General features: G+C 71.0%; 25 protein-coding genes. 13 read left to right on the forward strand and 12 right to left on the reverse strand.

From position 1 onward, the window contains the following. Positions 1-5 precede the first annotated feature (5 nt). A complete protein-coding gene (locus ACFY15_RS05845) occupies positions 6-1,484 on the forward strand; it encodes a YibE/F family protein (RefSeq protein ID WP_390825093.1) in 1,479 nt (492 codons plus the stop codon). A 33-nt stretch (positions 1,485-1,517) separates the two neighbouring features. Here ACFY15_RS05845 and ACFY15_RS05850 read toward each other — a convergent pair whose 3' ends face one another. The 4 genes from ACFY15_RS05850 to ACFY15_RS05865 form a co-directional block, all read right to left on the reverse strand. After that, positions 1,518-1,970: an SsgA family sporulation/cell division regulator gene (locus ACFY15_RS05850; protein ID WP_390686160.1), complete on the reverse strand. Its 453-nt coding sequence runs from the start codon at positions 1,968-1,970 to the stop codon at positions 1,518-1,520. 97 nt (positions 1,971-2,067) lie between these two features. Beyond that, positions 2,068-2,814, reverse strand: coding sequence for an IclR family transcriptional regulator (locus ACFY15_RS05855; protein WP_390825094.1), 747 nt, complete (start codon positions 2,812-2,814; stop codon positions 2,068-2,070). A 182-nt stretch (positions 2,815-2,996) separates the two neighbouring features. Beyond that, positions 2,997-3,224: a DUF5326 family protein gene (locus tag ACFY15_RS05860; RefSeq protein WP_390686162.1), complete on the reverse strand. Its 228-nt coding sequence runs from the start codon at positions 3,222-3,224 to the stop codon at positions 2,997-2,999. A gap of 160 nt (positions 3,225-3,384) precedes the next feature. Then, positions 3,385-3,702: a cupin domain-containing protein gene (locus ACFY15_RS05865; RefSeq protein WP_042810190.1), complete on the reverse strand. Its 318-nt coding sequence runs from the start codon at positions 3,700-3,702 to the stop codon at positions 3,385-3,387. A 91-nt stretch (positions 3,703-3,793) separates the two neighbouring features. On the opposite strand from ACFY15_RS05865, the gene ACFY15_RS05870 reads away from it, so the two are divergent. From ACFY15_RS05870 to ACFY15_RS05890, 5 genes are all read left to right on the forward strand, one after another. Further along, positions 3,794-4,174 (forward strand): phage holin family protein, encoded by a 381-nt coding sequence (locus ACFY15_RS05870; RefSeq protein ID WP_390686163.1) that lies wholly within the window; start codon positions 3,794-3,796, stop codon positions 4,172-4,174. A gap of 12 nt (positions 4,175-4,186) precedes the next feature. Continuing rightward, positions 4,187-4,687 carry a low molecular weight protein-tyrosine-phosphatase gene (locus ACFY15_RS05875; protein WP_390825095.1) on the forward strand — a complete coding sequence of 167 codons (501 nt, stop codon included), beginning with the start codon at positions 4,187-4,189 and terminating at the stop codon, positions 4,685-4,687. Further along, positions 4,684-5,865 carry a cystathionine gamma-lyase gene (locus ACFY15_RS05880; protein ID WP_390825096.1) on the forward strand — a complete coding sequence of 394 codons (1,182 nt, stop codon included), beginning with the start codon at positions 4,684-4,686 and terminating at the stop codon, positions 5,863-5,865. The genes ACFY15_RS05875 and ACFY15_RS05880 overlap by 4 nt, the downstream gene beginning before the upstream one ends. 175 nt (positions 5,866-6,040) lie before the next feature. Beyond that, positions 6,041-6,949: a LysR family transcriptional regulator gene (locus ACFY15_RS05885; RefSeq protein ID WP_390686166.1), complete on the forward strand. Its 909-nt coding sequence runs from the start codon at positions 6,041-6,043 to the stop codon at positions 6,947-6,949. A gap of 61 nt (positions 6,950-7,010) precedes the next feature. Then, entirely contained in the window at positions 7,011-7,490 is a 480-nt protein-coding gene (locus ACFY15_RS05890) for an NUDIX domain-containing protein (protein WP_390686167.1), read from the forward strand. 34 nt (positions 7,491-7,524) lie between these two features. Here the strand turns inward: ACFY15_RS05890 and ACFY15_RS05895 are convergent, their stop codons facing one another. After that, positions 7,525-8,709 carry a globin domain-containing protein gene (locus ACFY15_RS05895; protein WP_390686168.1) on the reverse strand — a complete coding sequence of 395 codons (1,185 nt, stop codon included), beginning with the start codon at positions 8,707-8,709 and terminating at the stop codon, positions 7,525-7,527. A 168-nt stretch (positions 8,710-8,877) separates the two neighbouring features. Further along, positions 8,878-9,501, reverse strand: coding sequence for an HAD family hydrolase (locus ACFY15_RS05900; RefSeq protein ID WP_390686169.1), 624 nt, complete (start codon positions 9,499-9,501; stop codon positions 8,878-8,880). Positions 9,502-9,685: 184 nt separating this feature from the next. Between ACFY15_RS05900 and ACFY15_RS05905 the strand changes: the two genes are divergently transcribed. The 3 genes from ACFY15_RS05905 to ACFY15_RS05915 are packed head-to-tail and all read left to right on the forward strand — an operon-like array spanning position 9,686 to position 12,282. Then, entirely contained in the window at positions 9,686-10,570 is an 885-nt protein-coding gene (locus ACFY15_RS05905) for a GNAT family N-acetyltransferase (RefSeq protein WP_390686170.1), read from the forward strand. A gap of 17 nt (positions 10,571-10,587) precedes the next feature. Beyond that, positions 10,588-11,049, forward strand: coding sequence for a GNAT family N-acetyltransferase (locus ACFY15_RS05910; RefSeq protein WP_390686171.1), 462 nt, complete (start codon positions 10,588-10,590; stop codon positions 11,047-11,049). A 54-nt stretch (positions 11,050-11,103) separates the two neighbouring features. After that, the gene (locus ACFY15_RS05915) at positions 11,104-12,282 is read left to right on the forward strand and encodes a winged helix DNA-binding domain-containing protein (protein ID WP_390686172.1); all 1,179 of its coding nucleotides are present in this window, start codon (positions 11,104-11,106) and stop codon (positions 12,280-12,282) included. Positions 12,283-12,330: 48 nt separating this feature from the next. Here ACFY15_RS05915 and ACFY15_RS05920 read toward each other — a convergent pair whose 3' ends face one another. Both ACFY15_RS05920 and dnaB read right to left on the reverse strand, forming a co-directional pair. Next, entirely contained in the window at positions 12,331-13,716 is a 1,386-nt protein-coding gene (locus ACFY15_RS05920) for a serine hydrolase domain-containing protein (protein ID WP_390686173.1), read from the reverse strand. A 9-nt stretch (positions 13,717-13,725) separates the two neighbouring features. Beyond that, positions 13,726-15,192 carry a replicative DNA helicase gene (gene dnaB, locus ACFY15_RS05925; RefSeq protein ID WP_390686379.1) on the reverse strand — a complete coding sequence of 489 codons (1,467 nt, stop codon included), beginning with the start codon at positions 15,190-15,192 and terminating at the stop codon, positions 13,726-13,728. A 452-nt stretch (positions 15,193-15,644) separates the two neighbouring features. Here dnaB and ACFY15_RS05930 point away from each other — a divergent pair, with 452 nt between their 5' ends. Next, positions 15,645-16,982, forward strand: coding sequence for an MATE family efflux transporter (locus tag ACFY15_RS05930; RefSeq protein WP_390825097.1), 1,338 nt, complete (start codon positions 15,645-15,647; stop codon positions 16,980-16,982). Positions 16,983-17,132: 150 nt separating this feature from the next. On the opposite strand, the gene rplI is transcribed toward ACFY15_RS05930, so the two are convergent. The 4 genes from rplI to rpsF form a co-directional block, all read right to left on the reverse strand. Beyond that, positions 17,133-17,579, reverse strand: a complete 447-nt coding sequence (gene rplI, locus ACFY15_RS05935; RefSeq protein ID WP_351877611.1) for a 50S ribosomal protein L9 — start codon at positions 17,577-17,579, stop codon at positions 17,133-17,135. Positions 17,580-17,597: 18 nt separating this feature from the next. Then, positions 17,598-17,834, reverse strand: a complete 237-nt coding sequence (rpsR, locus tag ACFY15_RS05940) for a 30S ribosomal protein S18 (RefSeq protein ID WP_005315025.1) — start codon at positions 17,832-17,834, stop codon at positions 17,598-17,600. 43 nt (positions 17,835-17,877) lie between these two features. Then, positions 17,878-18,462 carry a single-stranded DNA-binding protein gene (locus tag ACFY15_RS05945; RefSeq protein WP_390686175.1) on the reverse strand — a complete coding sequence of 195 codons (585 nt, stop codon included), beginning with the start codon at positions 18,460-18,462 and terminating at the stop codon, positions 17,878-17,880. 72 nt (positions 18,463-18,534) lie between these two features. Continuing rightward, positions 18,535-18,825, reverse strand: coding sequence for a 30S ribosomal protein S6 (rpsF, locus tag ACFY15_RS05950; RefSeq protein WP_004950685.1), 291 nt, complete (start codon positions 18,823-18,825; stop codon positions 18,535-18,537). 252 nt (positions 18,826-19,077) lie between these two features. On the opposite strand from rpsF, the gene ACFY15_RS05955 reads away from it, so the two are divergent. The 3 genes from ACFY15_RS05955 (at position 19,078) to ACFY15_RS05965 (ending at position 21,739) form a co-directional block, all read left to right on the forward strand. Then, entirely contained in the window at positions 19,078-19,389 is a 312-nt protein-coding gene (locus ACFY15_RS05955) for a hypothetical protein (protein WP_390686176.1), read from the forward strand. 132 nt (positions 19,390-19,521) lie between these two features. Then, positions 19,522-20,640, forward strand: coding sequence for a peptidoglycan bridge formation glycyltransferase FemA/FemB family protein (locus tag ACFY15_RS05960; RefSeq protein WP_042810209.1), 1,119 nt, complete (start codon positions 19,522-19,524; stop codon positions 20,638-20,640). A 67-nt stretch (positions 20,641-20,707) separates the two neighbouring features. Further along, entirely contained in the window at positions 20,708-21,739 is a 1,032-nt protein-coding gene (locus tag ACFY15_RS05965) for an alanine racemase (RefSeq protein WP_390686177.1), read from the forward strand. Positions 21,740-21,742: the final 3 nt, after the last annotated feature.

Genomic DNA, 21,742 nt, shown 5'->3' on the forward strand with positions numbered 1-21,742 from the left:
TGCCGGTGACGACCTCGCCGCAGCCCCCCAACCAGCCCACAGAAACCTGGGGCCACACCGGCCACGAACATGCGTCCCCCGGGCACGCGGCCGACGGCCCACAGGAGCCTTCCCACGGCCACGGGCACTCCGATGGGCACGCGCACGGACACGGTCGGGATCACGGGCAGGCGCGCGGACACGACCATGGGCATGGCCACGGGCACGGGCACGGGCCGGCTGCCCCGGGATCCAAGCACCTGCGCAAGGTGATCTCCGCCGTGCTGATCCCCTTCGCCGTCGCCGTCTTCGCCGGCCTGGTGGTGCTCTGGCCCGGCGGCGCCCCCGGCCACGAGCGCACCGGGGTGGGCTTCGACCGTCAGACGCAGCAGGCGAAGGTGGTCGCGATCTCCGACGTCGACTGCAAGTCGGTGAACGCCTCGCAAGTCCCGTCAACCGGCAACGGCCCGGCCCCCGAGGGGCGCGAGGCACAGCCCGGCGCCTGCAAGAGGGCCACCGTCGAGGTCGGCACCGGGCCGGACAAGGGACGCGTCTTCTTCGAGATCGTCCAGCCCGGTGCGCCACGGCAGCTGGAGATGGGCCAGGAGGTGGTCGTCGCCTACGCGCCGAACGCGCCGCGCGACCTCCAGTACTCCGTGATCGACCTGAACCGCAAGTTCCCGATGATCCTGCTCGCGGCCGTCTTCGCGGTGGCGGTGGTCGTCGTCGGCCGGATGCGCGGACTGTTCGCGCTCATCGCGCTCGTCGTGAGCTTCGGGGTGCTGACCCTCTTCATCCTCCCGGCGATCCTCCAGGGCTCGAACCCCCTGCTCGTCGCGGTCGTCGGCGCCAGCGCGATCATGCTGATCGCCCTCTACATGTGCCACGGGCTCACCGCCCGCACCTCGGTCGCCGTCCTCGGCACCCTGGTCTCGCTGCTGCTGATCGGGCTGCTGGGTTCGCTGTTCATCGGCTGGGCGTTCCTGAGCGGGAACACGGACGACAACACCGGGCTGATCCACGGGCTCTATCCGAACATCGACATGAGCGGTCTGCTGCTCGCGGGCGTGATCATCGGATCGCTCGGCGTCCTCGACGACGTGACCGTCACCCAGACCTCCGCCGTCTGGGAACTGCACCAGGCGGACCCGGACATGGGTCCGCGCGCCCTGTACCGGGCGGCCATCCGGATCGGCCGGGACCACATCGCCTCCGTGGTCAACACCCTCGTCCTGGCCTACGCGGGCGCGGCGCTCCCCCTGCTGCTGCTGTTCTCCATCGCGAACAGCAGCATGGGCACGGTGGCCAACAGCGAGCTGGTGGCGGAGGAGATCGTACGGACCCTGGTGGGCTCGATCGGTCTCGTCGCCTCGGTCCCCGTGACCACGGCACTGGCCGCGCTGGTGGTGTCCGCGGACCGGCCCGCCCCCGCCCCCGCGGGCGCCGTCCCCGCCCAGGCCGCGACGCCCGCCCGCGGTGGGCGGGGACGGCGGCGCAAGCGCTGAGGAGGATGGGGACGGGCCCCGGAGAGCGGGTCCTCAGCCCGCGTTCTGCCCGTTCTGCTGCTGCGCCTGGGCGAGGATCCTGCCGAGCTCCTCGTCGAGGGTCTCCTCGAAGTCGCCGAGGCTGCGCTCCTGACCGAGCGGAACGAGCCGGTCGGTCCGGTCGAGGAACGCGACGAGAGGGGCCGCGCCGGCACGGAACAGGGCCCGGTCGCCGCCGACCTGGAGGCGGATGTGGACGTCGGAGAGCTCTCCCGGTTGGGTGGGAGCGATGTGCACATCACCGTCACCGCAGGGCCTGTTGATGCCGTCGAGAAGCAGCTCCCGGCCGAACGCCCAGGTCACCGGGGCGTCTCCGGGAAGGTGGAAGGTCAGGCGTACGGCGTAGGGGTCACGGGCGTCGTACCGGAGTTCCACCGGGATCCGGAACGCGAGCTCCTCGGAAACGAGGAAGCTCATCATGACCTCTGCCTGTACCGACTCGCGCATTGCCTACCCCGCTGTAGTGGAAGTGGCCAGGAATGATCCCCCAGGGCCCTCTTGACAAGGGTGGTGGAAGCGCCAGCAGATCACAAGGAGTGAGTTTTCAGATACTGATAGAGAAGGAGAGGGTGCTCAGCAGCGCGCCTACTTCACTCCGTAGTCGATCGACTACACACAGCAAGCGGAATTCCTGGTGCACAGGGAGAGAAATGGCCATGGCCGCAGCGGCGTCGCCGGCAGTGATCGGGATGGCCGCGCACACCGTGCCCAGTGCGTACTCCTGATGCTCGGTCACCGGCTGCATCCGCCGCAGGGAGCCGATCCGCTCCTCCAGCGTGCGCATGTCCCGCACGGTGTACGGCGTGATGCCCTCGACCGGACGACGGTCGTAGTAGTCCCTGCGCGTCTTCTCGTCCAACTGCCCCAGCAGACACTGACCGATGGCGTGCGCGTGCGCGGTGGCGCGGAAATCGGCCCATTCCTCGCAGGCGGGGTTGGCCGGGGTGTCCGAGACACCCATGACCTCGATCTCACCCTCGCGGTAGACCGCGAAGTAGACGGGGGCCCCGACCGCGTCGCGAAAGTGCGCGAGCGAGTCGAGGATCATGCTGCGACGTTTCTGCTGAAGTCCTCCGTCCGCCAGCCGGCCGGCCGCATCGCCGAGGACGAACACCCCGCCCTCCCGGCGCAGATAGCCCTCGTGCGTCAGGGTGCGCAGCAGGTGGTACGCGGTGGGAAGCGGGAGCCCCGCCTCGCGCGCCAGCTGCTTCGCCGGGGCTCCTTCGCAATGGGAGCTCGCCGCCTCCAGCAGCCGGAGGGCCCTCTGCACCGAGCCGATCAGCGTCGGCACACCGGCATTGCGATCCGGAGACACAGCTCACCCCCAGGCGTGGCGGCGGGCCCAGGGGGCCCGCCGGCGCCCAGGGAACGGCACGGATTGCCAGCCTATCCACCGATTGCCACAGGATGAGGGGTTTGCCGGGTCAGGTTCGCCCGCCTGGCGCAATGCCCGCACCCCTCGGGCCCGGCGGCCTACCAGTTGCCGGAGGAGCTCTTCGCCCCGCTGCCCGTAACCTTCTTGACGACGAAGACCAGGCCGCCGACCAGGGCCGCGAACAGCAGGACCTTGAAGGCGAAGCCGATCAGCGTGCCGATGATCGAGGTGATGATCCCGCCGAAGACGAAGAGCGCCAGCAGGGGAACGGCGACCCACTTGACCCACCACGGCGTGCCCGCGAACATCGCTCGGATCCCGTCCATGTCCCTACCTCTTCCTCGTCCTCGCCGGTGTCCCTGGCGTCGTCTTCCTTGGTCTCGAGCTTAGGAGCCGCGAGCACGGACCGGGGGCCCGCGAGCCCCCGGAACCCCCTGACCCGCCCCCTAGGGGGATCAGGGGGACGACCCCCAGACGGGCGGGGTCTCAGGCCTCCGGCGGCGAGAAGACGACCATCACCTTCAGCGGCTCGGTGATGTGGTGGAACTTGTGCGGCACCCCCGCAGGGACGTAGACCACGCTGCCGTTCGCCACCGTCGTCGTCTCCTCCCCGACCGTGATCGAGGCGCGGCCGCTCACCACGAAGTACACCTCGTCCTGGCGGTGCGGCTGTTGCGGGTCGCTCTGCCCCGCATCAAGCGAGTAGAGCCCGACCGACATGTTCCGCTCACGCAGGAACTGCAGGTAGGCGCCGTCGTTGGCGGCTCGTTCGGCTTCGAGCTCGTCAAGCCGGAAGGCCTTCATGTTCGCTGTGCCCCTTGCCCTTGCCCAGTGGTTCCCGGATCCGCACATCTGCCGATGCCCGGCCCGCGTGTTCTCTGCCACGATCAGACACATGACGAATTTCGTAGTCAAGACGCTCGCCAACGCGGGGGCCCTGGCCGTCGCAGTCTGGCTGCTCTCCGGCATCACGCTCGACGACGGCAGTTCGCTGGGCCGCCGGACGGTGTCGCTGATCCTGGTCGCGCTCCTCTTCGGCCTGGTCAACCTCATCGTCAAGCCCGTGGTGAAGCTGCTCTCGATCCCGCTCTTCATCCTCACCCTGGGACTGTTCACCTTCGTCGTGAACGCCCTGATGCTGCTGCTGACCTCCTGGCTGGCCGACCAGCTCGAGCTCAGCTTCCACGTCGACGACTTCTGGACCGCCCTCCTCGGCGGTCTCATCATCTCCGTCGTCTCCTGGGCCCTGAACCTGGCCCTGCCCGACAACGACTGAACGGGCCCGCCCATGTACCGCGTGTGCTTCGTATGCACCGGCAACATATGCCGGTCCCCCATGGCCGAGTCCGTCTTCCGCTCGCACGTGGCCGCGGCCGGACTCGACGGCCTGGTCGAGGTCGACAGCGCCGGCACCGGCGGCTGGCACGAGGGCGACGGCGCCGACCCCCGTACCGTGGCCGTGCTGGAGGCCGCCGGGTACGCACAGGGCCACCGCGCCCGGCAGTTCCGGACCTCCTGGTTCGACCGCCTCGACCTCGTCATCGCGCTCGACTCAGGCCACCTGCGCGACCTCCGCACCCTCGCCCCCACCCCGGAGGCGGCCGCCAAGGTCCGGCTCCTGCGCTCGTACGACCCCGCGGCAGCCGCGCACGGCTCGGGTGCCCTGGACGTACCCGACCCGTACTACGGCCCCTTCGACGGGTTCGAGGAGTGCCTCGCCCTGGTCGAGGCCGCGAGCCCCGGCCTGCTGGACGCCGTACGCGCCGCCGTGAAGGAGCACACCGTATGACCGAACACCCCGTGGCCGGGCACTCCGCCGGCGAGACGGCCCCGCAGGCCGCGTACGGTGACGGGACCCGGGCCGTACGCGCCGGGCTGCCCGAGCCCGTCAAGAACGAACCGCCGCTGCCCGGACCCGTCTTCGCCGCCCACTTCCACCTCCCCGGCGAGGTGGCGGGCCCGTACACCTACGGCCGCGACACCAACCCCACCTGGACCCTGCTGGAACGGGCGATCGGCGAACTGGAGGCACCGGGCCGCCGGGACGTGGACACGATCGTCTTCGCCTCCGGCATGGCCGCGGTCTCCGCCGTCCTCCTCTCCCAGGCCCGCGCCGGGGACACCGTCGTCCTGCCCGACGACGGGTACCAGGCGCTGCCCCTGGTCAGGGAACAGCTGGAGGCGTACGGAGTCCGGGTACGGACCGCGCCGACCGGCGGGGACGCCCAGCTCACCGCCCTCGACGGGGCCCGGCTGCTGTGGATCGAGACCCCCTCCAACCCCGGGCTCGACGTGTGCGACGTGCGCCGGCTCACCGCGGCCGCGCACACGGCGGGCGCCCTGGTGGCCGTCGACAACACCCTGGCCACCCCGATCGGGCAGCGGCCGCTGGAGCTGGGCGCGGACTTCTCCGTGGCCAGCGGCACCAAGGGGCTCACCGGCCACGGCGACCTGCTGCTCGGCTACGTCGTGTGCCACGACCCGGAGCTCGCCGCCGACGTCCGGCGCTGGCGCAAGATCGTCGGCGCCGTCCCCGGCCCCATGGAGGCCTGGCTCGCGCACCGTTCCCTGGCCACCATCCAGCTGCGGACCGAACGGCAGTGGGCCAACGCGCTGGCGGTCGCCGAGGCGCTGGCCGACCGCACCGAGGTGAGCGGACTGCGCTACCCCGGGCTCCCCTCGGACCCCTCCCACAAGACGGCGGCCCTGCAGATGAGCGGCTTCGGGACGGTGGTCTCCTTCACCCTGCCCGACAAGGCGCACGCGGAGCGCTTCATGTCCGCCCTGCACCTGGTCGAGGACGCCACGAGTTTCGGCGGGGTGCGCTCCACCGCGGAGCGGCGCGGACGGTGGGGCGGTGACGCCGTGCCGGAGGGGTTCATCCGCTTCTCCGCCGGTGCCGAGGACCCCCGGGACCTGGTCTCGGACGTGCTCAGGGCCCTGGACGAAGCGGCTTCCGGGGCCTGAGCCCGTGGGAGGGCGGTCCGAGCCTCCCCCCTGGTGGCTCGGACCGCATCGGGTTCCCTGCCCACAAGAACCACGTCGACAAGGCTAGTTGACTCAGCGTCAGAGTCCAATCACGGTAACGACAGGAACCTATCGGCACATTTATAGTTGAAGGCCCCCACTGAGAGGGGCCGCCATGGACCTGGCCCTGCTGCGTACCTTCGTCGCCGTGCACCGGGCCGGTTCGTTCACCCGGGCCGCGACGCTCCTCGGGCTGTCCCAGCCCGCGGTCACCTCCCAGATCCGCACCCTGGAGCGCCAGCTCGGGCGCCCCTTGTTCCACCGCCGGGCCCGCGGTGTCACCCCCACCGCCGTCGGTGACGAGCTGGCCCACAAGGCGGCCCCGCACCTGGACGCCCTGCTGCGGATCGCCGAGACCGAGCGGCAGGCCGCCGGGGCCCTGCGCACCCTGCACCTGGCCGGGCCGCCCGAGTTCCTGAGCCTGCGGGTGCTGCCCGCCCTCGCGCCCCTCGTCGGCCACGGCCAGACCCTGCGCACGGCCTTCGCGGCCGACACGGAGGAGAACCTCGCCGGACTCGCCGCCGGACAGCACGACCTGGTCGTCACTACCGCCCGGCCCCGGGGCGGGCCCTTCACCGCGGGCCCCCTCTGCGACGAGGAACAGGTGCTGGTCGCCGCGCCCTACTGGGCCGCCCTCGCCGGCCCCGGCGAGCTGCTCGCCAAAGGCCCCGAGGCGCTCGACGGGATCCCGGTCGTGGAGGTCCACGAGAGCCTGCCGCTGGTCACCCGCTACTGGGCCGCCGTGTTCGACGCCGTGCCCGGCCCGGCGTCCGACACGGCCGCCACCGTCGTGGCGCCCGACCTGCGGGCCGTGCTGGAGTGCGTCCGGGCCGGCGCCGGGCTCGCCGTCCTGCCTCGCTACCTGTGCCAGGACGCCCTCGACCGCGGCCAGGTCGTGGCCCTGCTGGAGCCCGACCTGCCGCCTCTGCGCACCTGGTTCCTCGTCGTACGGACCGGCAGCCTGGCCCTCGCCCACCTGGCCCGCGCCCATGACCGCCTGCTGCGCGCCGCCGTGCACTGGTGAGCGGCTCGGGTTTCGGACGATGGCGCGTTTCAGATGCGCGGACGTGGGCCACTCTTCTCCCATGACCGAACGCCCCGTGGTCAAACGCACCGCCCGCGCGATCCTGCTCGACGGTGACGACCTGATCCTCATCAAGCGCACCAAGCCCGGCGTCGACCCGTACTGGCTCACCCCGGGCGGCGGTGTGGAACCCTCCGACGCCACCGTCGTGGACGCCCTCCACAGAGAACTCGACGAGGAACTCGGCGCCAAGATCACCGATGTGGTGCCCTGTTTCGTCGACACCGTCGAACACATCGCCTCGGGGGGAGTGACCGGGGTGAAGGTGCAGCACTTCTTCGTCTGCCACCTCGCATCCATGGACCCCGGACGCCGGCACGGCCCCGAAGTCGACGAACCCCAGGGCGAGTACGAGATCGTCCGCGTGCCCTTCAGCCGCGTCGGCATCGCCGCGGTCCACCTCGTCCCGCTGTCGCTGCGGCACTACCTCGACGGGAACATCGAGGGGGTGCGCGCCATGCACGCCCCCGACCTGGGCTGAGTACGCCGGGGAGCGGGCGGGCCCGTGCCGGTCCTCAGCCGGCCACGCCCGCCAGTTCCTCCAGCGCGTCGTAGCGGATGCGCTCACCGGGGATCCCGATCCGCCTGAGCGCGTCCACACCGCTGCGGATCATCGCGGGCGGGCCCGAGATGAAGGCGTCGTACGAGCTCCAGGGGCCGTGCTCGCCGACCGCGTGCGGCAGCTGGCCCGCCATCCCCTCCCCGATCACCGGGCGCACCGACAGCCACGGATGGGAGCGCTGGAGCCCCAGCAGGGTGTCCTTGTCGTAGAGGTCGTCATCGCTGCGCGCACCGAAGAAAACCTCCACCGGCCGGCGTTCGCCGTGCTCGGCCACGTCCTCGATCAGCGCCTTGATGGGGGCGATGCCGGTCCCCCCGCCCAGGCACAGCATTCCGTTGTCGGTGCTGTGGTCCACCACCATCGACCCGGCCGGCGGACCCAGCCGCAGGACGTCGCCCGGGCGGGCGCGCCGCACCAGGGCGTTGGAGACCCAGCCGGCCGGCACGGCCTTGACGTGGAAGGAGAGCAGCCCGTCGGCGCGCGGTGCCGAGGCGAAGGAGTAGTGCCGCCAGACACGTGGCCACCACGGGGTCTCCAGGCTCGTGTACTGGCCCGCCACGAACGGGTACGGCTGGTCGGGGCGGACGGTCAGAACGGCGATGTCCGAGGTGCGCAGATCGTGGGAGACCACTTCGGCGTGCCACCACGCCGGCGCCCGCGCCTCGTCCTCGGCCGCGGCGTCGATCATGGTCTGCGAGATCGCGATGTACGCGCGCACCCAGGCGGCCTCGGCCTCCGGTCCCCAGGTGAGCTCCGCGTACCGGGCCAGCGCCCCGATCAACGCCTCCCCGACCGCCGGATAGTGCGAGGCCATGGTGCCGTACTTGCGGTGCCCGGTGCCGAGCCGGCGCAGGTAGGGGGTGAGCACCGCCGGATCGTCGATGTGCTCGGCGGCGGTCAGCAGTGCCTTCAGCAGCCGGTTGCGCTGGGTGTCCATGGCTGCGGGGAACAGCTCCCGCACCTCCGGGTGCCCCGTGAAGACCAGGGCGTAGAAGTACGAGGTGACCCTGTCGGCGACGGGCGCGATCTCCGCGAGGGTCCGGCGGATGAGGACGGCGTCCGGGGAGGGTTCGGTCGCACCGACCCCGGACGGTATCCAGCCCGCGGGTCTCGCCGATCTGGTGGGCGGAAGGTCCATGCGGTGCCTCGCTTCGAGCATCTCGGTCGGGTCTCACACGCCACGGCCTCGAATCCGTGGTTCCGGGTTTCACAGCGTGCCAGCCGACCGGGGGCCCTGCGGGGGAATGGGGAAAACCCGCGCTCCGAACCCACGATCCCCTTAAGATGCTTCGACTCCCGGGCGCGTCTACCCCAGGAGCTGATATGCCTCCCGCAGGTCACGGCCCTCGTAGACATGGGTGGCCCGCTCCGCCAGGTACGGCCGCGCGTTCACCGCCACCGACCGCGGAAGGGCCTCGAAGAGAAACGCATCGGTCATCGAGTCTCCGTACGCGACGCAGTCGGCCCGGGTCACCCCGAACCGCTCGCACAGCCCGTCCGCGACCCTCAGCTTGCCCTCCGGCGTGAGGATCCCCGCCCTGTCGACGGGGCGAGTGAAGGGCACCTCGGGGAAGACCGAGCCGTGCGCGGCATGTGCGCCCCACTCCAGCAGCAGCTCGACGAAGAACGAAGGGGACAGGGAGATCACCGCGCAGTAGTCCCCGCGCTCCCGGACCTCCCGCCAGACGTCCCGGATCCCGGCCAGCCACGGAGCCCCGTCGAACGCCGCCCGGACATGCGCGGGCGTCAGATCGGCCCACAGTTCGCGCACCGCCTGCGAGAAGTCCTGCGGACCGATCTCCCGGGCGCCGAAGGCCCGCTCCAGCTTCGCGATCTCGGTCTCCAGACCGAGCTGACGGGAGATCTCGACCGGCGCGGCCGAGCCGTACATCAGGGTCCCATCAAGGTCGAACAAGTGCAGCAGCGTCATAGCCGTCGAGGCTAGCCCCTGCGTTCGGCGGCACACACCTTGATCCAAGGGCCCTACCCGCTGTGGCCGGAGGTGAGGGACCGGCTGTTTCACGTGAAACAAGGCAACGTTTCACGTGAAACATCGACCGCCCGGATCCTGGAATTCCCTGGACGCCCCCGACCCGATGATCCACTCTTGGCCGGTGACACCACCACTGCTCACCGATCTGCCGATCCGCGCACTGACCCCGGACGACCTCCGTCACTGCGCCGACCTGTCCCAGGACCGCGGCTGGCCGCGCGAGGACCACAAGTGGGGGCTGCTCCTCACCGCCGGAACCGGCTACGGCGTCGACGCCCCGGACCGGCAGGGCCTCGCCGCCGCCTGTGTCGTCACCTCCTACGGGGACTCCCGGGACAAGCCGGACCTCGCCGCCATCGGGATGGTCCTCGTCGCCGACCGCTTCGCCCGCCAGGGCCTGGGCCGCCGGCTCATGGAGTACGTCTGCGACGACGTTCTCGCCGGCGTACCGCTCACCCTGCACGCCACCCCGTACGGCCGCCCGCTCTACGAAGAGCTCGGCTTCGACACCACGGGCCGGGCGGAGATGCTCCGCGGCGCCTTCGTCCCCGATCCCCGGCGGGCCGCTTCCGGCGTCCCGGTCCGGCCGGCCACCGCCGAGGACCTCCCGGGGATCGTCCGGCTGGACACGGACGTGTTCGGCACCGACCGGACCCACGTGATCACGCGCCTGCCGGCCTTCACGGACCGGCTGCTCGTCGCCGAGGACGCCTCCGGCACGCTCATCGGCTATGCCGCGCTCTGGCCCAACATGGAGACCCATGTCGTCGGCCCGCTGATCGCCCGGGACGCCGACACCGCTCAGGCACTGGTGACGGCCCTGGCCGCGAGCACCGAGCGCCCGCTGCGCACCGATGTCGACGTACGCCACGAGGAGCTCGTCTCCTGGCTCAAGGAACGCGGCCTGCAGTCCCTGGCCTTCCACGCCGTCATGACCCGGAACATCCCCGACCTGCCCGGCGACTGGACCCGACGCTGGGCCCCGCTGACCGTCGCCGCCGGCTGAAGAGAGGACGCCCGACCATGACCGATGCCCCCGACCTGGTCATCCGGCCCGCCACCGAGGCCGATCTGACCGCCATCGTGGCCATGCTCGCCGACGACCCCCTGGGCGCCACCCGTGAGTCCCCGGACGACCTGGCCCCGTACGTCGCGGCCCTCGGGCGGCTGACCGACGACCCCCATCAGCACGTCGTGGTCGCCGTCCGCGGCGAACGCGTCGTGGGCACCCTCCAGTTGACGATCGTGCCCGGCCTGTCCCGCAAGGGCTCCACGCGCTCGATCATCGAAGGGGTCCGGGTCCACGCCGACGAGCGCGGCAGCGGCCTGGGCACCCGCTTCATCGAATGGGCCGTCGACCGGTCCCGCGAGGAGAACTGCCAACTGGTGCAGCTCACCTCGGACGTGTCCCGCACCGACGCCCACCGCTTCTACGAGCGGCTCGGCTTCACCCCCTCCCACGTGGGGTTCAAGCTCCAGCTCTGAGCGGGCCCGCGGCGGGCCGGGCCGCTGTCGGCGGCCCGGCCTACGATCGGGAGGATGAGCACCGGGCTGCCCCTCGTCACCACCGCCGACCGCCGCCACCGGCTCGGCCACCGCCACCGCCTGGCCCCCTCGGCCCGCGCCACCACCACGAGCGGGGCCGCGGACGCGGTCGTCGCCCTGCACGCCACGGACGCGGCGACCGTCTACCTCTCCGCCCGCGCCCGCCTGGCCGAGGGCCACGACACCGCAGCGGTCGAACGTGCCCTGTACGAGGACGTGAGCGTCGTCCGGATGCTCAGCATGCGCAACACGCTCTTCGCCGTGTCCACCGAACTCGCGCCCCACGTGGACGCCTCCACCGCCCGCGCGATCGCGGTGAAGGAGCGCCGGACCTTCCTCAAGCACCTCGCCGAGGACGGCCAGGGGCTGGACGCGGACTGGCTGGCACGGGCCGAGGCCGCCGCACTCGACGCCCTCGACTCCCAGGGACCTTCGACCGGGGCCCAGCTCTCCGCGGCGGTGCCCGCCCTGCGGCAGAAGATCACCATCGGCCGGGGCAAGAAGTACGAGGCCGAGACGGGCGTGGCCACCCGCGTCATCCGCCTGCTCGCCGCGGACGGCCGGATCCGCCGGGACCGGCCGCGCGGCTCGTGGACCTCCAGCCAGTTCCGGTGGGCGCACACACAGCCGTGGCCCGCCGTACCCGCCGCCGAGGCGCGCGCCGAGATCGCCCGCCGCTGGCTCCGGGCCTACGGTCCCGCCACCGAGGCCGACCTCAAGTGGTGGACCGGCTGGACCCTGACCGACGTGCGCAGGGCCCTGGCCGCAGTGGGCCCCGAACAGGTCCGCCTGGACGACGACGGCACTGCCCTCGTCTGCCCCGGGGACACCGCGCCCGAACCGGCCCCCGAACCCTGGGCCGCACTGCTGCCGGCGCTCGACCCCAGCGGTATGGGCTGGGCCGACCGCAGCTTCCACCTCGACCCCGCCCACCGGCCCGCCCTCTTCGACTACGCGGGCAACATCGGCCCGACCGTCTGGTGGAACGGCGAGATCGTCGGCGGCTGGGCCCAGCGCCCGGACGGGGAGATCGTCTGGCGGCTGCTGGGCAGCCCCGGCCGCGAGGCCGAAGAGGCGATCGGGGCCGAGGCCGCACGGCTCGCCGCCTGGGTGGGCGACGCCCGGGTCACCCCGCGCTTCCGCACCCCGCTGGAACGCGAACTGGTCTCCTGACCGCCCTCGTCGCTTGTCCCAGCCCGTCTCCCGACCGGGCGGGGAGCCTCAGCCGATGCCGCGCCAGCCCTCCGGGTCCACCCCGCCGGGCACCGGGGCCTGGGGGTCATAGGGCTCGCGCGTGAACACGAACGAGGCCAGGTCGAGGTGGCTGACGGAGCCGTCCTCCCGCCGAACGGCCCGCAGGGTCTCGCCCGCGTAGTAGCCCGTCAGGCCCGTCCACGTCCCGTCGGACCCGGCACGGAACCGGGCCGACCGGCCCAGCACGCCCACCGGGCCCAGTTCCAGCGAGCCGTCCGCCTTCAGCCGCAGCGCATGGGGTGCGGTACCCCAGTACCAGACACCGCAGAGCTCCAGCGGAACAGGGTCGGCCTCCGCGAACGGCCGCCACGGCGCGGGGAACGGTGGCTCCGCGTCCGCCACGATGCCGATCAGGTCGGCGGCCACCGTCGAGGCCGCCAGACCCGAGGTGCAGTTCGACAGGACCACGGCCGCCACGTCGTCGGCCTCGCTCAGCCAGAGTCCGGCGACGAAACCGGGGAGCGAACCGCTGTGCCCGACGAGTCGGCGCCCGCGCTGCTCCGTCAGCTGGAGCCCCAGTCCGTACCCGAGATCGGCGAACCCGGGCTCCGGAGGCGCCACCGACCTGCGCATCTCCCGTACGCTCTCCGCGCTCAGCACCCGCTCGTCGCCCCGCGCCAGCAGGGCCGCAAAGCGCGCCAGATCGCGGGTCGTGGACCACAGCTGACCCGCAGGGGCCATCAGTCCCAGGTCCTCGGCCGGCTCCGTCATCATCACGTCCGCCCAGGGGTGCACCGCCCAGCCTCCCGCGTGCGGGGCCTGCGGCTGCGCACTCGTCCGGTGCAGCCCCAGCGGCTCCAGCACTTCGGCCCGCAGCACCTCCTCCCACGGCTTCCCGCGCAGCGCCTCGACGAGCGAACCCAGCAGGGTGTAACCGGGGTTGGAGTAGTGGTGCCTGGTTCCCGGCACATGCTTGAACGGCTCGTCGCCCAGCACGTCGGCAAGCCCGGACCGCTGTGCACCCGGAGTGCGCTCCCACCACTCACCGGGCGTCTCCGCCGCCAGTCCCGCGCTGTGGGACAGCAGTTGACCGATGGTCACCTCGTCGGCGCCGCTCCCGGGCAGGTGCCGGCCCAGCGGGTCCGAGAGCGCCAGCAGCCCCTCGTCCCGCAGCCGCAGTACGAGGACCGCCGTGAACGTCTTCGTGATCGACCCGACGCGGTACTGCACGTCCCCGTCGGGACCGTGGCCCACGACGGAGGTCCGCGCGCCCTCCCAGACCACCTCTCCGCCGCGTACGACGGCCGCCACCACCGACGGAGCCCTGCCCTCGCTCTGTGCGACGGCGATCCGGCGGCTCAGCGCGCGCCGGGTGGAGGGCAGGAGTTCCAGGTCTTCAGAGAGCGCATCCATGATCGGATGCTACGTGTTGGCCATGTCCACGAACCGCGAATAATGGCCCTGGAAGGCCACGGTGATGGTGGCCGTCGGACCGTTTCGATGCTTGGCGACGATCAGGTCCGCCTCGCCCGCGCGGGGGGACTCCTTCTCGTACGCGTCCTCGCGGTGCAGCAGGATCACCATGTCCGCGTCCTGCTCGATGGAACCGGACTCTCGCAGGTCGGAGACCATGGGCTTCTTGTCGGTGCGCTGCTCGGGACCACGGTTCAGCTGGGAGAGCGCGATCACCGGCACCTCAAGCTCCTTGGCCAGCAGCTTGAGGTTTCGGGACATGTCCGAGACCTCCTGCTGGCGGCTCTCGGGGCGGCGCGAGCCGCCCGACTGCATCAGCTGGAGGTAGTCGATGACCACGAGCGAGAGGTCGTTGCGCTGCTTGAGCCGGCGGCACTTGGCCCGGATCTCCATCATCGACAGGTTCGGGGAGTCGTCGATGTACAGCGGGGCGGCCGAGACGTCGGGCATGCGGCGGGCGAGCCGGGTCCAGTCGTCGTCGGTCATGGTGCCGGAGCGCATGTGGTGCAGCGCGACCCGGGCCTCCGCCGAGAGCAGGCGCATCGCGATCTCGTTGCGGCCCATTTCGAGGGAGAAGATGACGCTCGGCAGGTTGCTCTTGATGGAGCAGGCGCGGGCGAAGTCCAGGGCGAGGGTCGACTTGCCCATGGCGGGTCGGGCGGCGATGACGATCATCTGGCCCGGGTGCAGGCCGTTGGTCAGGGAGTCCAGGTCGGTGAACCCGGTCGGGACGCCCGACATCTGGCCGGAGCGCGATCCGATGGCCTCGATCTCGTCGAGCGCGCCCTCCATGATGTCGCCGAGGGGCAGGTAGTCCTCGGAGGTCCGCTGTTCGGTGACGGCGTAGATCTCGGCCTGGGCGCTGTTGACGATCTCGTCGACGTCGCCGTCGGCCGCGTACCCCATCTGCGTGATCTTCGTACCGGCGGCGACGAGGCGGCGCAGGACGGCCCTCTCGTGGACGATCTCCGCGTAGTACTCGGCGTTCGCCGCGGTCGGCACGGACTGCACCAGGGTGTGCAGGTAGGAGGCGCCGCCGACCTTGCTGATCTCGCCGCGCCGGGTGAGCTCCGCGCCGACGGTGATGGGGTCGGCCGGCTCGCCCTTCGCGTACAGGTCGAGGATGGCCTGGTAGATCGTCTCGTGCGACGGACGGTAGAAGTCGTGGCCCTTGAGGACCTCGACCACGTCGGCGATCGCGTCCTTGGACAGCAGCATGCCGCCGAGCACGGACTGCTCGGCGTCCAGGTCCTGGGGCGGGACACGCTCGAAGCCGCCGCCACCGCCGTCCCAGGAACCGCCCTCGCGGCCCCGGTCGCGCTCCTCGTCCCCGCCGCGGCCGCGGCCGTCGCCGCTCCGGCGCGAACGGGCGGGCAGACGGTCACTGGGACCGCTGTCGGCCCAGGGGTCGTCCATGGGCTCGGGCATGCTCACCGGGCCGCCTCCTCCCGTCCGCAGCGCGGACCTCGCCGTGTCACTCTTTCTACGACACGGCTCTGACATTTGGGACGCCCGGATCGGCTCTCGGCGCGTCGGGCAACGCACAACGGTAGGGCCGCGAGCGACGTCAGCCAATCTTGTTATCCACAGGCTGTGTGGATGACATGTGGACGACGGACCCAATGCTGTGGGTAAGTCCCCCGAAGCTGTGCACAGACCGGGGGACGACGCTGTGGACAAAATCACCCGGCCCACCCCTACACCGCCACTGACCTGCGATTTCCTTCTCCACCGCCGACTGCAGAGAAAATTCTTGGCCACTGTCCCAAGATCGCCCCGGACGGTGCGCCGAGAACTCCCAAGTCAGCGACCGCGTAAGAGCCACAAGGCGATTGCATCTATTACCTGTGGAAGATTAGATTGAGCACATGACACAGGCCCCCCCGGCTGAGAAGGCCGCCCCGAGGCGGCACGACCGCGAGATACTCGCCCTCGCCCTCCCCGCCTTCGGCGCCCTCGTCGCCGAGCCGCTCTTCGTGATGGCCGACAGCGCCATCGTGGGCCATCTCGGCACCCCCCAGCTGGCTGGTCTCGGAGTCGCCGCCGCCCTGCTCACGACCGCCGTGAGCATTTTCGTCTTCCTCGCCTACGCCACCACCGCGGCCGTGGCCCGCCGGGTGGGCGCCGGCGACCTCCGCGCGGCCATCCGGCAGGGCATGGACGGCATCTGGCTCGCCCTGCTGCTCGGGGCGGCGGTCGTCGTCCTCGTCCTGGCCGCCGCGCCGACGCTGATCTCACTCTTCGGCGCCTCGGACACCGTCGCCCCGTACGCGGTCACGTACCTGCGCGTCTCCGCGCTCGGCATCCCGGCCATGCTCATGGTGCTCGCGGCCACCGGGGTCATCCGCGGCCTCCAGGACACCCGGACGCCGCTCTACGTGGCCGTCGGGGGCTTCGCCCTCAACGGCGCCCTGAACGTGGCCCTCGTCTACGGCGCCGGGCTCGGCATCGCAGGGTCCGCCTGGGGCACGGTCGTCGCCCAGTGCGCCATGGCCGTCGCCTACCTCTGGGTGGTGATCCGGGGCGCCCGCCGGCACGGAGCCTCCCTGCGGCCCGACCGGGCCGGCATCCGCGCCAGCGCCCAGGCAGGCGTGCCACTGCTGGTGCGCACACTGTCCCTGCGCGCCATCCTGATGATCGCGACCGCGGTGGCGGCCCGGCTCGGGGATGCCGACATCGCCGCCCACCAGATCGCGCTCTCCCTGTGGAGCCTGCTCGCCTTCGCCCTGGACGCGATCGCCATCGCGGGGCAGGCCATCATCGGCCTCTACCTGGGCGCCGGCGACACGGAGGGCGCCCGGGACGTCTGCCGCCGCATGGTGCGGTGGGGCATCGGCTCGGGCCTCGTCCTGGGCCTGCTGGTCGTCCTGGCCCGCCCCCTGCTCATCCCGCTCTTCACCACCGACCCGGTGGTCGAGGAGGCCCTGCTCCCGGCGCTCCTGGTCGTGGCCCTGGCCCAGCCGGTCTGCGGGGTCGTGTTCATCCTCGACGGGGTGCTGATGGGCGCCGGTGACGGCCCCTACCTCGCCCGGGCCATGCTGCTGACCCTCGTGGTGTTCGCCCCGGCCGCACTGCTCGTCCCCGTCATGGGCGGCGGCCTGACGGCGCTCTGGTTCGCCATGACGCTGATGATGCTGGTCCGGATGGCCACCCTCCAGTGGCGCGCCCGCTCGGGACGGTGGCTGGTGGCGGGCGCCACCCGGTAACCGGGCGGTGCCGTGCAGGGACACTCCCGCTCGTGTTTCACGTGAAACATGCCGGGGCGTCCGGCGTCCACCGCGGGACGCCCGGTGGACGCCGACCCGGGAACGACGAAGGGCCGCACCCCGGAGGGTGCGGCCCTTCATGCGCTGCCCTTAGGCGGCGACGACCTCGATGCCCACGTTCGCGGCGACCTCGGCGTGCAGACGCACGGAGACCTGGTACGAACCGAGGGTCTTGATCGGGGAGCCCAGCTCCACGCGGCGCTTGTCGACCTTCGGGCCACCGGAAGCCTCGATCGCCGTGGCGATGTCGGCCGGGGTGACGGAACCGAAGAGGCGACCGGCGTCACCCGCGCGGGTGGCCAGACGGACCTTCACGCCCTCGAGCTTGGCCTTGACCTCGTTGGCCTGCTCGATGGTCGCGATCTCGTGGATCTTGCGGGCGCGGCGGATCTGCGCCACGTCCTTCTCGCCACCCTTGGTCCAGCGGATCGCGAAACCACGCGGGACCAGGTAGTTGCGAGCGTAACCGTCCTTGACGTCGACGACATCGCCGGCGGTACCGAGGCCAGAAACCTCGTGGGTCAGGATGATCTTCATTGGTCGGTCACCCTTTCCTTAGCGCGCGGTGGACGTGTAGGGCAGCAGCGCCATCTCACGGCTGTTCTTCACGGCCGTGGCGACGTCACGCTGGTGCTGCGTGCAGTTGCCGGTAACGCGGCGGGCACGGATCTTGCCGCGGTCGGAAATGAACTTCCGCAGCATGTTCGTGTCCTTGTAGTCCACGTACGCGGTCTTGTCCTTGCAGAACGCGCAGACCTTCTTCTTAGGCTTGCGCACAGGCGGCTTCGCCATGGTGTCTCTCCTGTGTGATCAAGAAGTGGGGTTACGAGCTGCCCTAGAAGGGAGGCTCGTCCGAGTAGCCGCCGCCGGAGCCGCCGGAGCTTCCGCCCCAGCCGCCCCCGCCGCCGCCCTGCTGCTGGCCACCGGCCGGCGCGCTGGACGCCCACGGGTCGTCGGAGGGAGCTCCGCCACCCTGGGGACCGCCGCTGGGGGCTCCCCAGCCGCCGCCGCCCTGCTGCTGACCGCCGCCGCCGTATCCACCCTGGCCACCGCGACCGGTGGTCTTGGCGACCTTGGCCGTGGCGTTCTTCAGGCTGGGGCCGACTTCCTCGACGTCCAGCTCGTAGACCGTGCGCTTGACACCCTCACGGTCCTCGTACGACCGCTGCCTCAGCCGGCCCTGCACGATGACGCGCATGCCCCGCTGGAGGGACTCGGCGACGTTCTCGGCCGCCTGCCGCCACACCGAGCAGGTCAGGAACAGGCTCTCGCCGTCCTTCCACTCGTTGGTCTGACGGTCGAAGGTGCGGGGGGTGGACGCGACACGGAACTTCGCGACCGCCGCACCCGAGGGGGTGAAGCGCAGCTCGGGGTCGTCGACGAGATTGCCGACGACCGTGATGACGGTCTCGCCTGCCATGGATGAACCTCTCGGCGGGGATTGCTGCTGGGCTGCTGTGCTACTCGATCCCGATTACCGCTGAACCGGAGTTCAGTGGGTCTCGGGGCGAAGGACCTTGGTCCGGAGAACCGACTCGTTCAGGTTCATCTGGCGGTCGAGCTCCTTGACGACCGCAGGCTCGGCCTGCAGGTCGATGACCGAGTAGATGCCCTCGGGCTTCTTCTTGATCTCGTAAGCGAGACGACGACGGCCCCAGGTGTCGACCTTCTCGACCTTTCCGTTGCCCTCACGGACGACGGAGAGGAAGTTCTCGATCAGCGGGGAGACAGCGCGCTCCTCGAGATCGGGGTCGAGGATGACCATCACTTCGTAGTGACGCATGTGGAACCCACCTCCTTTGGACTCAGCGGCCACGGTCGATCCGTGGCAGGAGGGTCGTGATGCGTGCCGCACGATGCCTGAGAGCAGACACCGCGCAGACCGTACAGACTACCTGCTCGACTCCTTCCGGTTGAAATCCGGCAGGAGGGGGCCACAATCTGTAGGCAACGGGTGTGCTCGGTGCTACGCCCCCGGCGCAGGCCGGCGGCCGCACCGCCACACCACTCCGCTCCAGCCAGGAGGTGCCTTCCGATGGCACAGGCAATGGATCGTCCGCCCATCTCCCTGCTCGCGACCGACGGCAAGCCCCACCCGCTCCAGGACACCCTGATGGCGGTCACCCTGGTCCTCGGCGCCGTGGCGTTCGTCACTGCGTTCTTCCACAATCTGCACCTGCTCAGCTCCTGGACGGGACTGATCGGGATCGTGACCGGCGCCTACGGGCAGTTCATCTCCGAGACGACACGCGAGCGCTTCGCACTGATCATCGGCCTTGGTGCGTCTGGCATCGGCTTCTTCCTCGGTATGGCGCACGGCGGCCTCTTCGGCGGCCTGATGGGCTGACCGGGGGATCTCCTCGACAGGGCGCCGGCCGGACACCGGCCCGGACTACGGCCCGTCCCCCAGATGGGTGGCGCCCCCGTCGCAGTAGGCTTCGCGCCATAGCCAGCGAAGCCGCCGGAGGAGACACCCCGCATGAGCCTGTCCCTGAGCACCATCAGCCGAGAGCAGCATCTGGCGTACCTCCAGAGCCTGCCCTCGGCTAGCCACTGCCAGGTCCCGGCATGGGCCGACGTCAAGAACGAGTGGCGCTCGGAGAACCTCGGATGGTTCGACAAGTCCGGCCAACTCGTCGGTGCGGCACTCGTCCTGTACCGCCAGCTGCCCAAGGTGAAGCGGTACCTCGCCTACCTCCCCGAGGGCCCGGTCATCAACTGGTACGCCCCCAACCTGGAGGAGTGGCTCCAGCCGATGCTGGCGCACCTCAAGCAGCAGGGCGCCTTCACCGTGAAGATGGGCCCGCCCGTCGTCATCCGCCGCTGGAACTCCGCCGCCATCAAGGCCGGCATCCAGGACCCCGAGGTCAAGCGCCTGCGCGACGTGGAGGCCTCGTACATCGAGCCCCGCGCCTTCGAGGTGTCCGACAAGCTGCGCCGCATGGGCTGGCAGCAGGGCGAGGACGGCGGCGCCGGATTCGGCGACGTCCAGCCCCGCTACGTCTTCCAGGTGCCGCTGGCCAACCGCTCGCTGGACGACGTCCTCAAGGGCTTCAACCAGCTGTGGCGCCGCAACATCAAGAAGGCCGAGAAGGCCGGCGTCGAGGTCGTCCAGGGCGGCTACGAGGACCTGCCCACCTGGCAGTACCTCTACGAGATCACGGCCGAGCGCGACAAGTTCCGCCCGCGACCGCTCAGCTACTTCCAGCGCCAGTGGACGGCCCTCAACTCCGAGGACCCCAACCGCATGCGGCTGTACATCGCCAAGCACGAGGGCGAACCGCTCGCGGCCGCCACGATGCTGACGGTCGGCCAGCACGTCTGGTACTCCTACGGCGCCTCCGCCAACCACAAGCGCGAGGTCCGCCCCTCGAACGCCATGCAGTGGCGCATGCTGCGCGACTCGTACGCGCTCGGCGCCAGCGTCTACGACCTGCGCGGCATCAGTGACACCCTGGACGAGAACGACCACCTGTTCGGCCTGATCCAGTTCAAGGTCGGTACGGGCGGCGAGGCGGTCGAGTACGTCGGCGAGTGGGACTTCCCGCTCAACAAGGTCCTCCACAAGGCGCTCGACATGTATATGTCGCGTCGCTGACCCCGCCCCTTCCCCACACACCGCACAGCTGCACCACGCAGCTTTCCCAGAGAGGCTCCGGACGGGCATGGCGCTCACGCTCTACGTCGACACCGCGCGCTGGCGTGCGCACCAGAAGACGGTCACCGACCAGTTCCCCGGTCTGATCCCCGTCTGCAAGGGCAACGGCTACGGCTTCGGCCACGAGCGGCTGTGCGAGGAGGCGACCCGGATGGGCGCCGACATCCTGGCCGTCGGGACGACGTACGAGGCCGCGAGCATCAAGGACTGGTTCGGCGGAGACCTGCTCGTCCTCACCCCCTTCCGGCGGGGTGAGGAGCCGGTGCCGCTGCCGGACCGGGTGATCCGTTCGGTGTCCTCCGTGGACGGGGTCCGCGGCCTGGTCGGCGCCCGCGTGGTCATCGAGTGCATGAGCTCGATGCGCCGCCACGGCATCTCCGAGCAGGACCTGGGTCTTCTCCAGTCGGCGATCGAGGACGTCCGGCTGGAGGGCTTCGCCCTGCACCTGCCGCTGGACCGCCCGGACGGCTCGGACGCCGTCGAGGAGGTCATCGGCTGGATGGACCGGCTGCGTGCGGCCGGTCTGCCGCTGCACACCATGTTCGTCAGCCACCTGCGCGCCGAGGAGCTCGCCCGGCTCCAGCAGCAGTTCCCGCAGACCCGCTTCCGCGCCCGCATCGGCACCCGGCTGTGGCTGGGCGACCACGACGCCACCCAGTACCGGGGCGCGGTCCTGGACGTCACGCGCGTGGTCAAGGGGGACCGTTTCGGCTACCGCCAGCAGAAGGCCGCCTCCGACGGCTGGCTGGTCGTGGTCGCGGGCGGCACCTCGCACGGGGTGGGCCTGGAGGCCCCCAAGGCCCTGCACGGGGTCATGCCGCGCGCCAAGGGCGTCGCCCGGGCGGGCCTGGCCACCGTCAACCGCAACCTCTCGCCCTTCGTCTGGGCGGGCAAGCAGCGCTGGTTCGCCGAGCCCCCGCACATGCAGGTGTCGATCCTGTTCGTGCCCTCGGACGCGACCGAGCCGAAGGTGGGCGACGAGCTGGTGGCCCACCTGCGCCACACCACGACGCAGTTCGACCGGGTGCTCGACGCCTGATCC

Origin of the sequence: Streptomyces sp. NPDC001373 (assembly GCF_042895815.1) — a bacterium.
Lineage (GTDB): Bacteria > Actinomycetota > Actinomycetes > Streptomycetales > Streptomycetaceae > Streptomyces.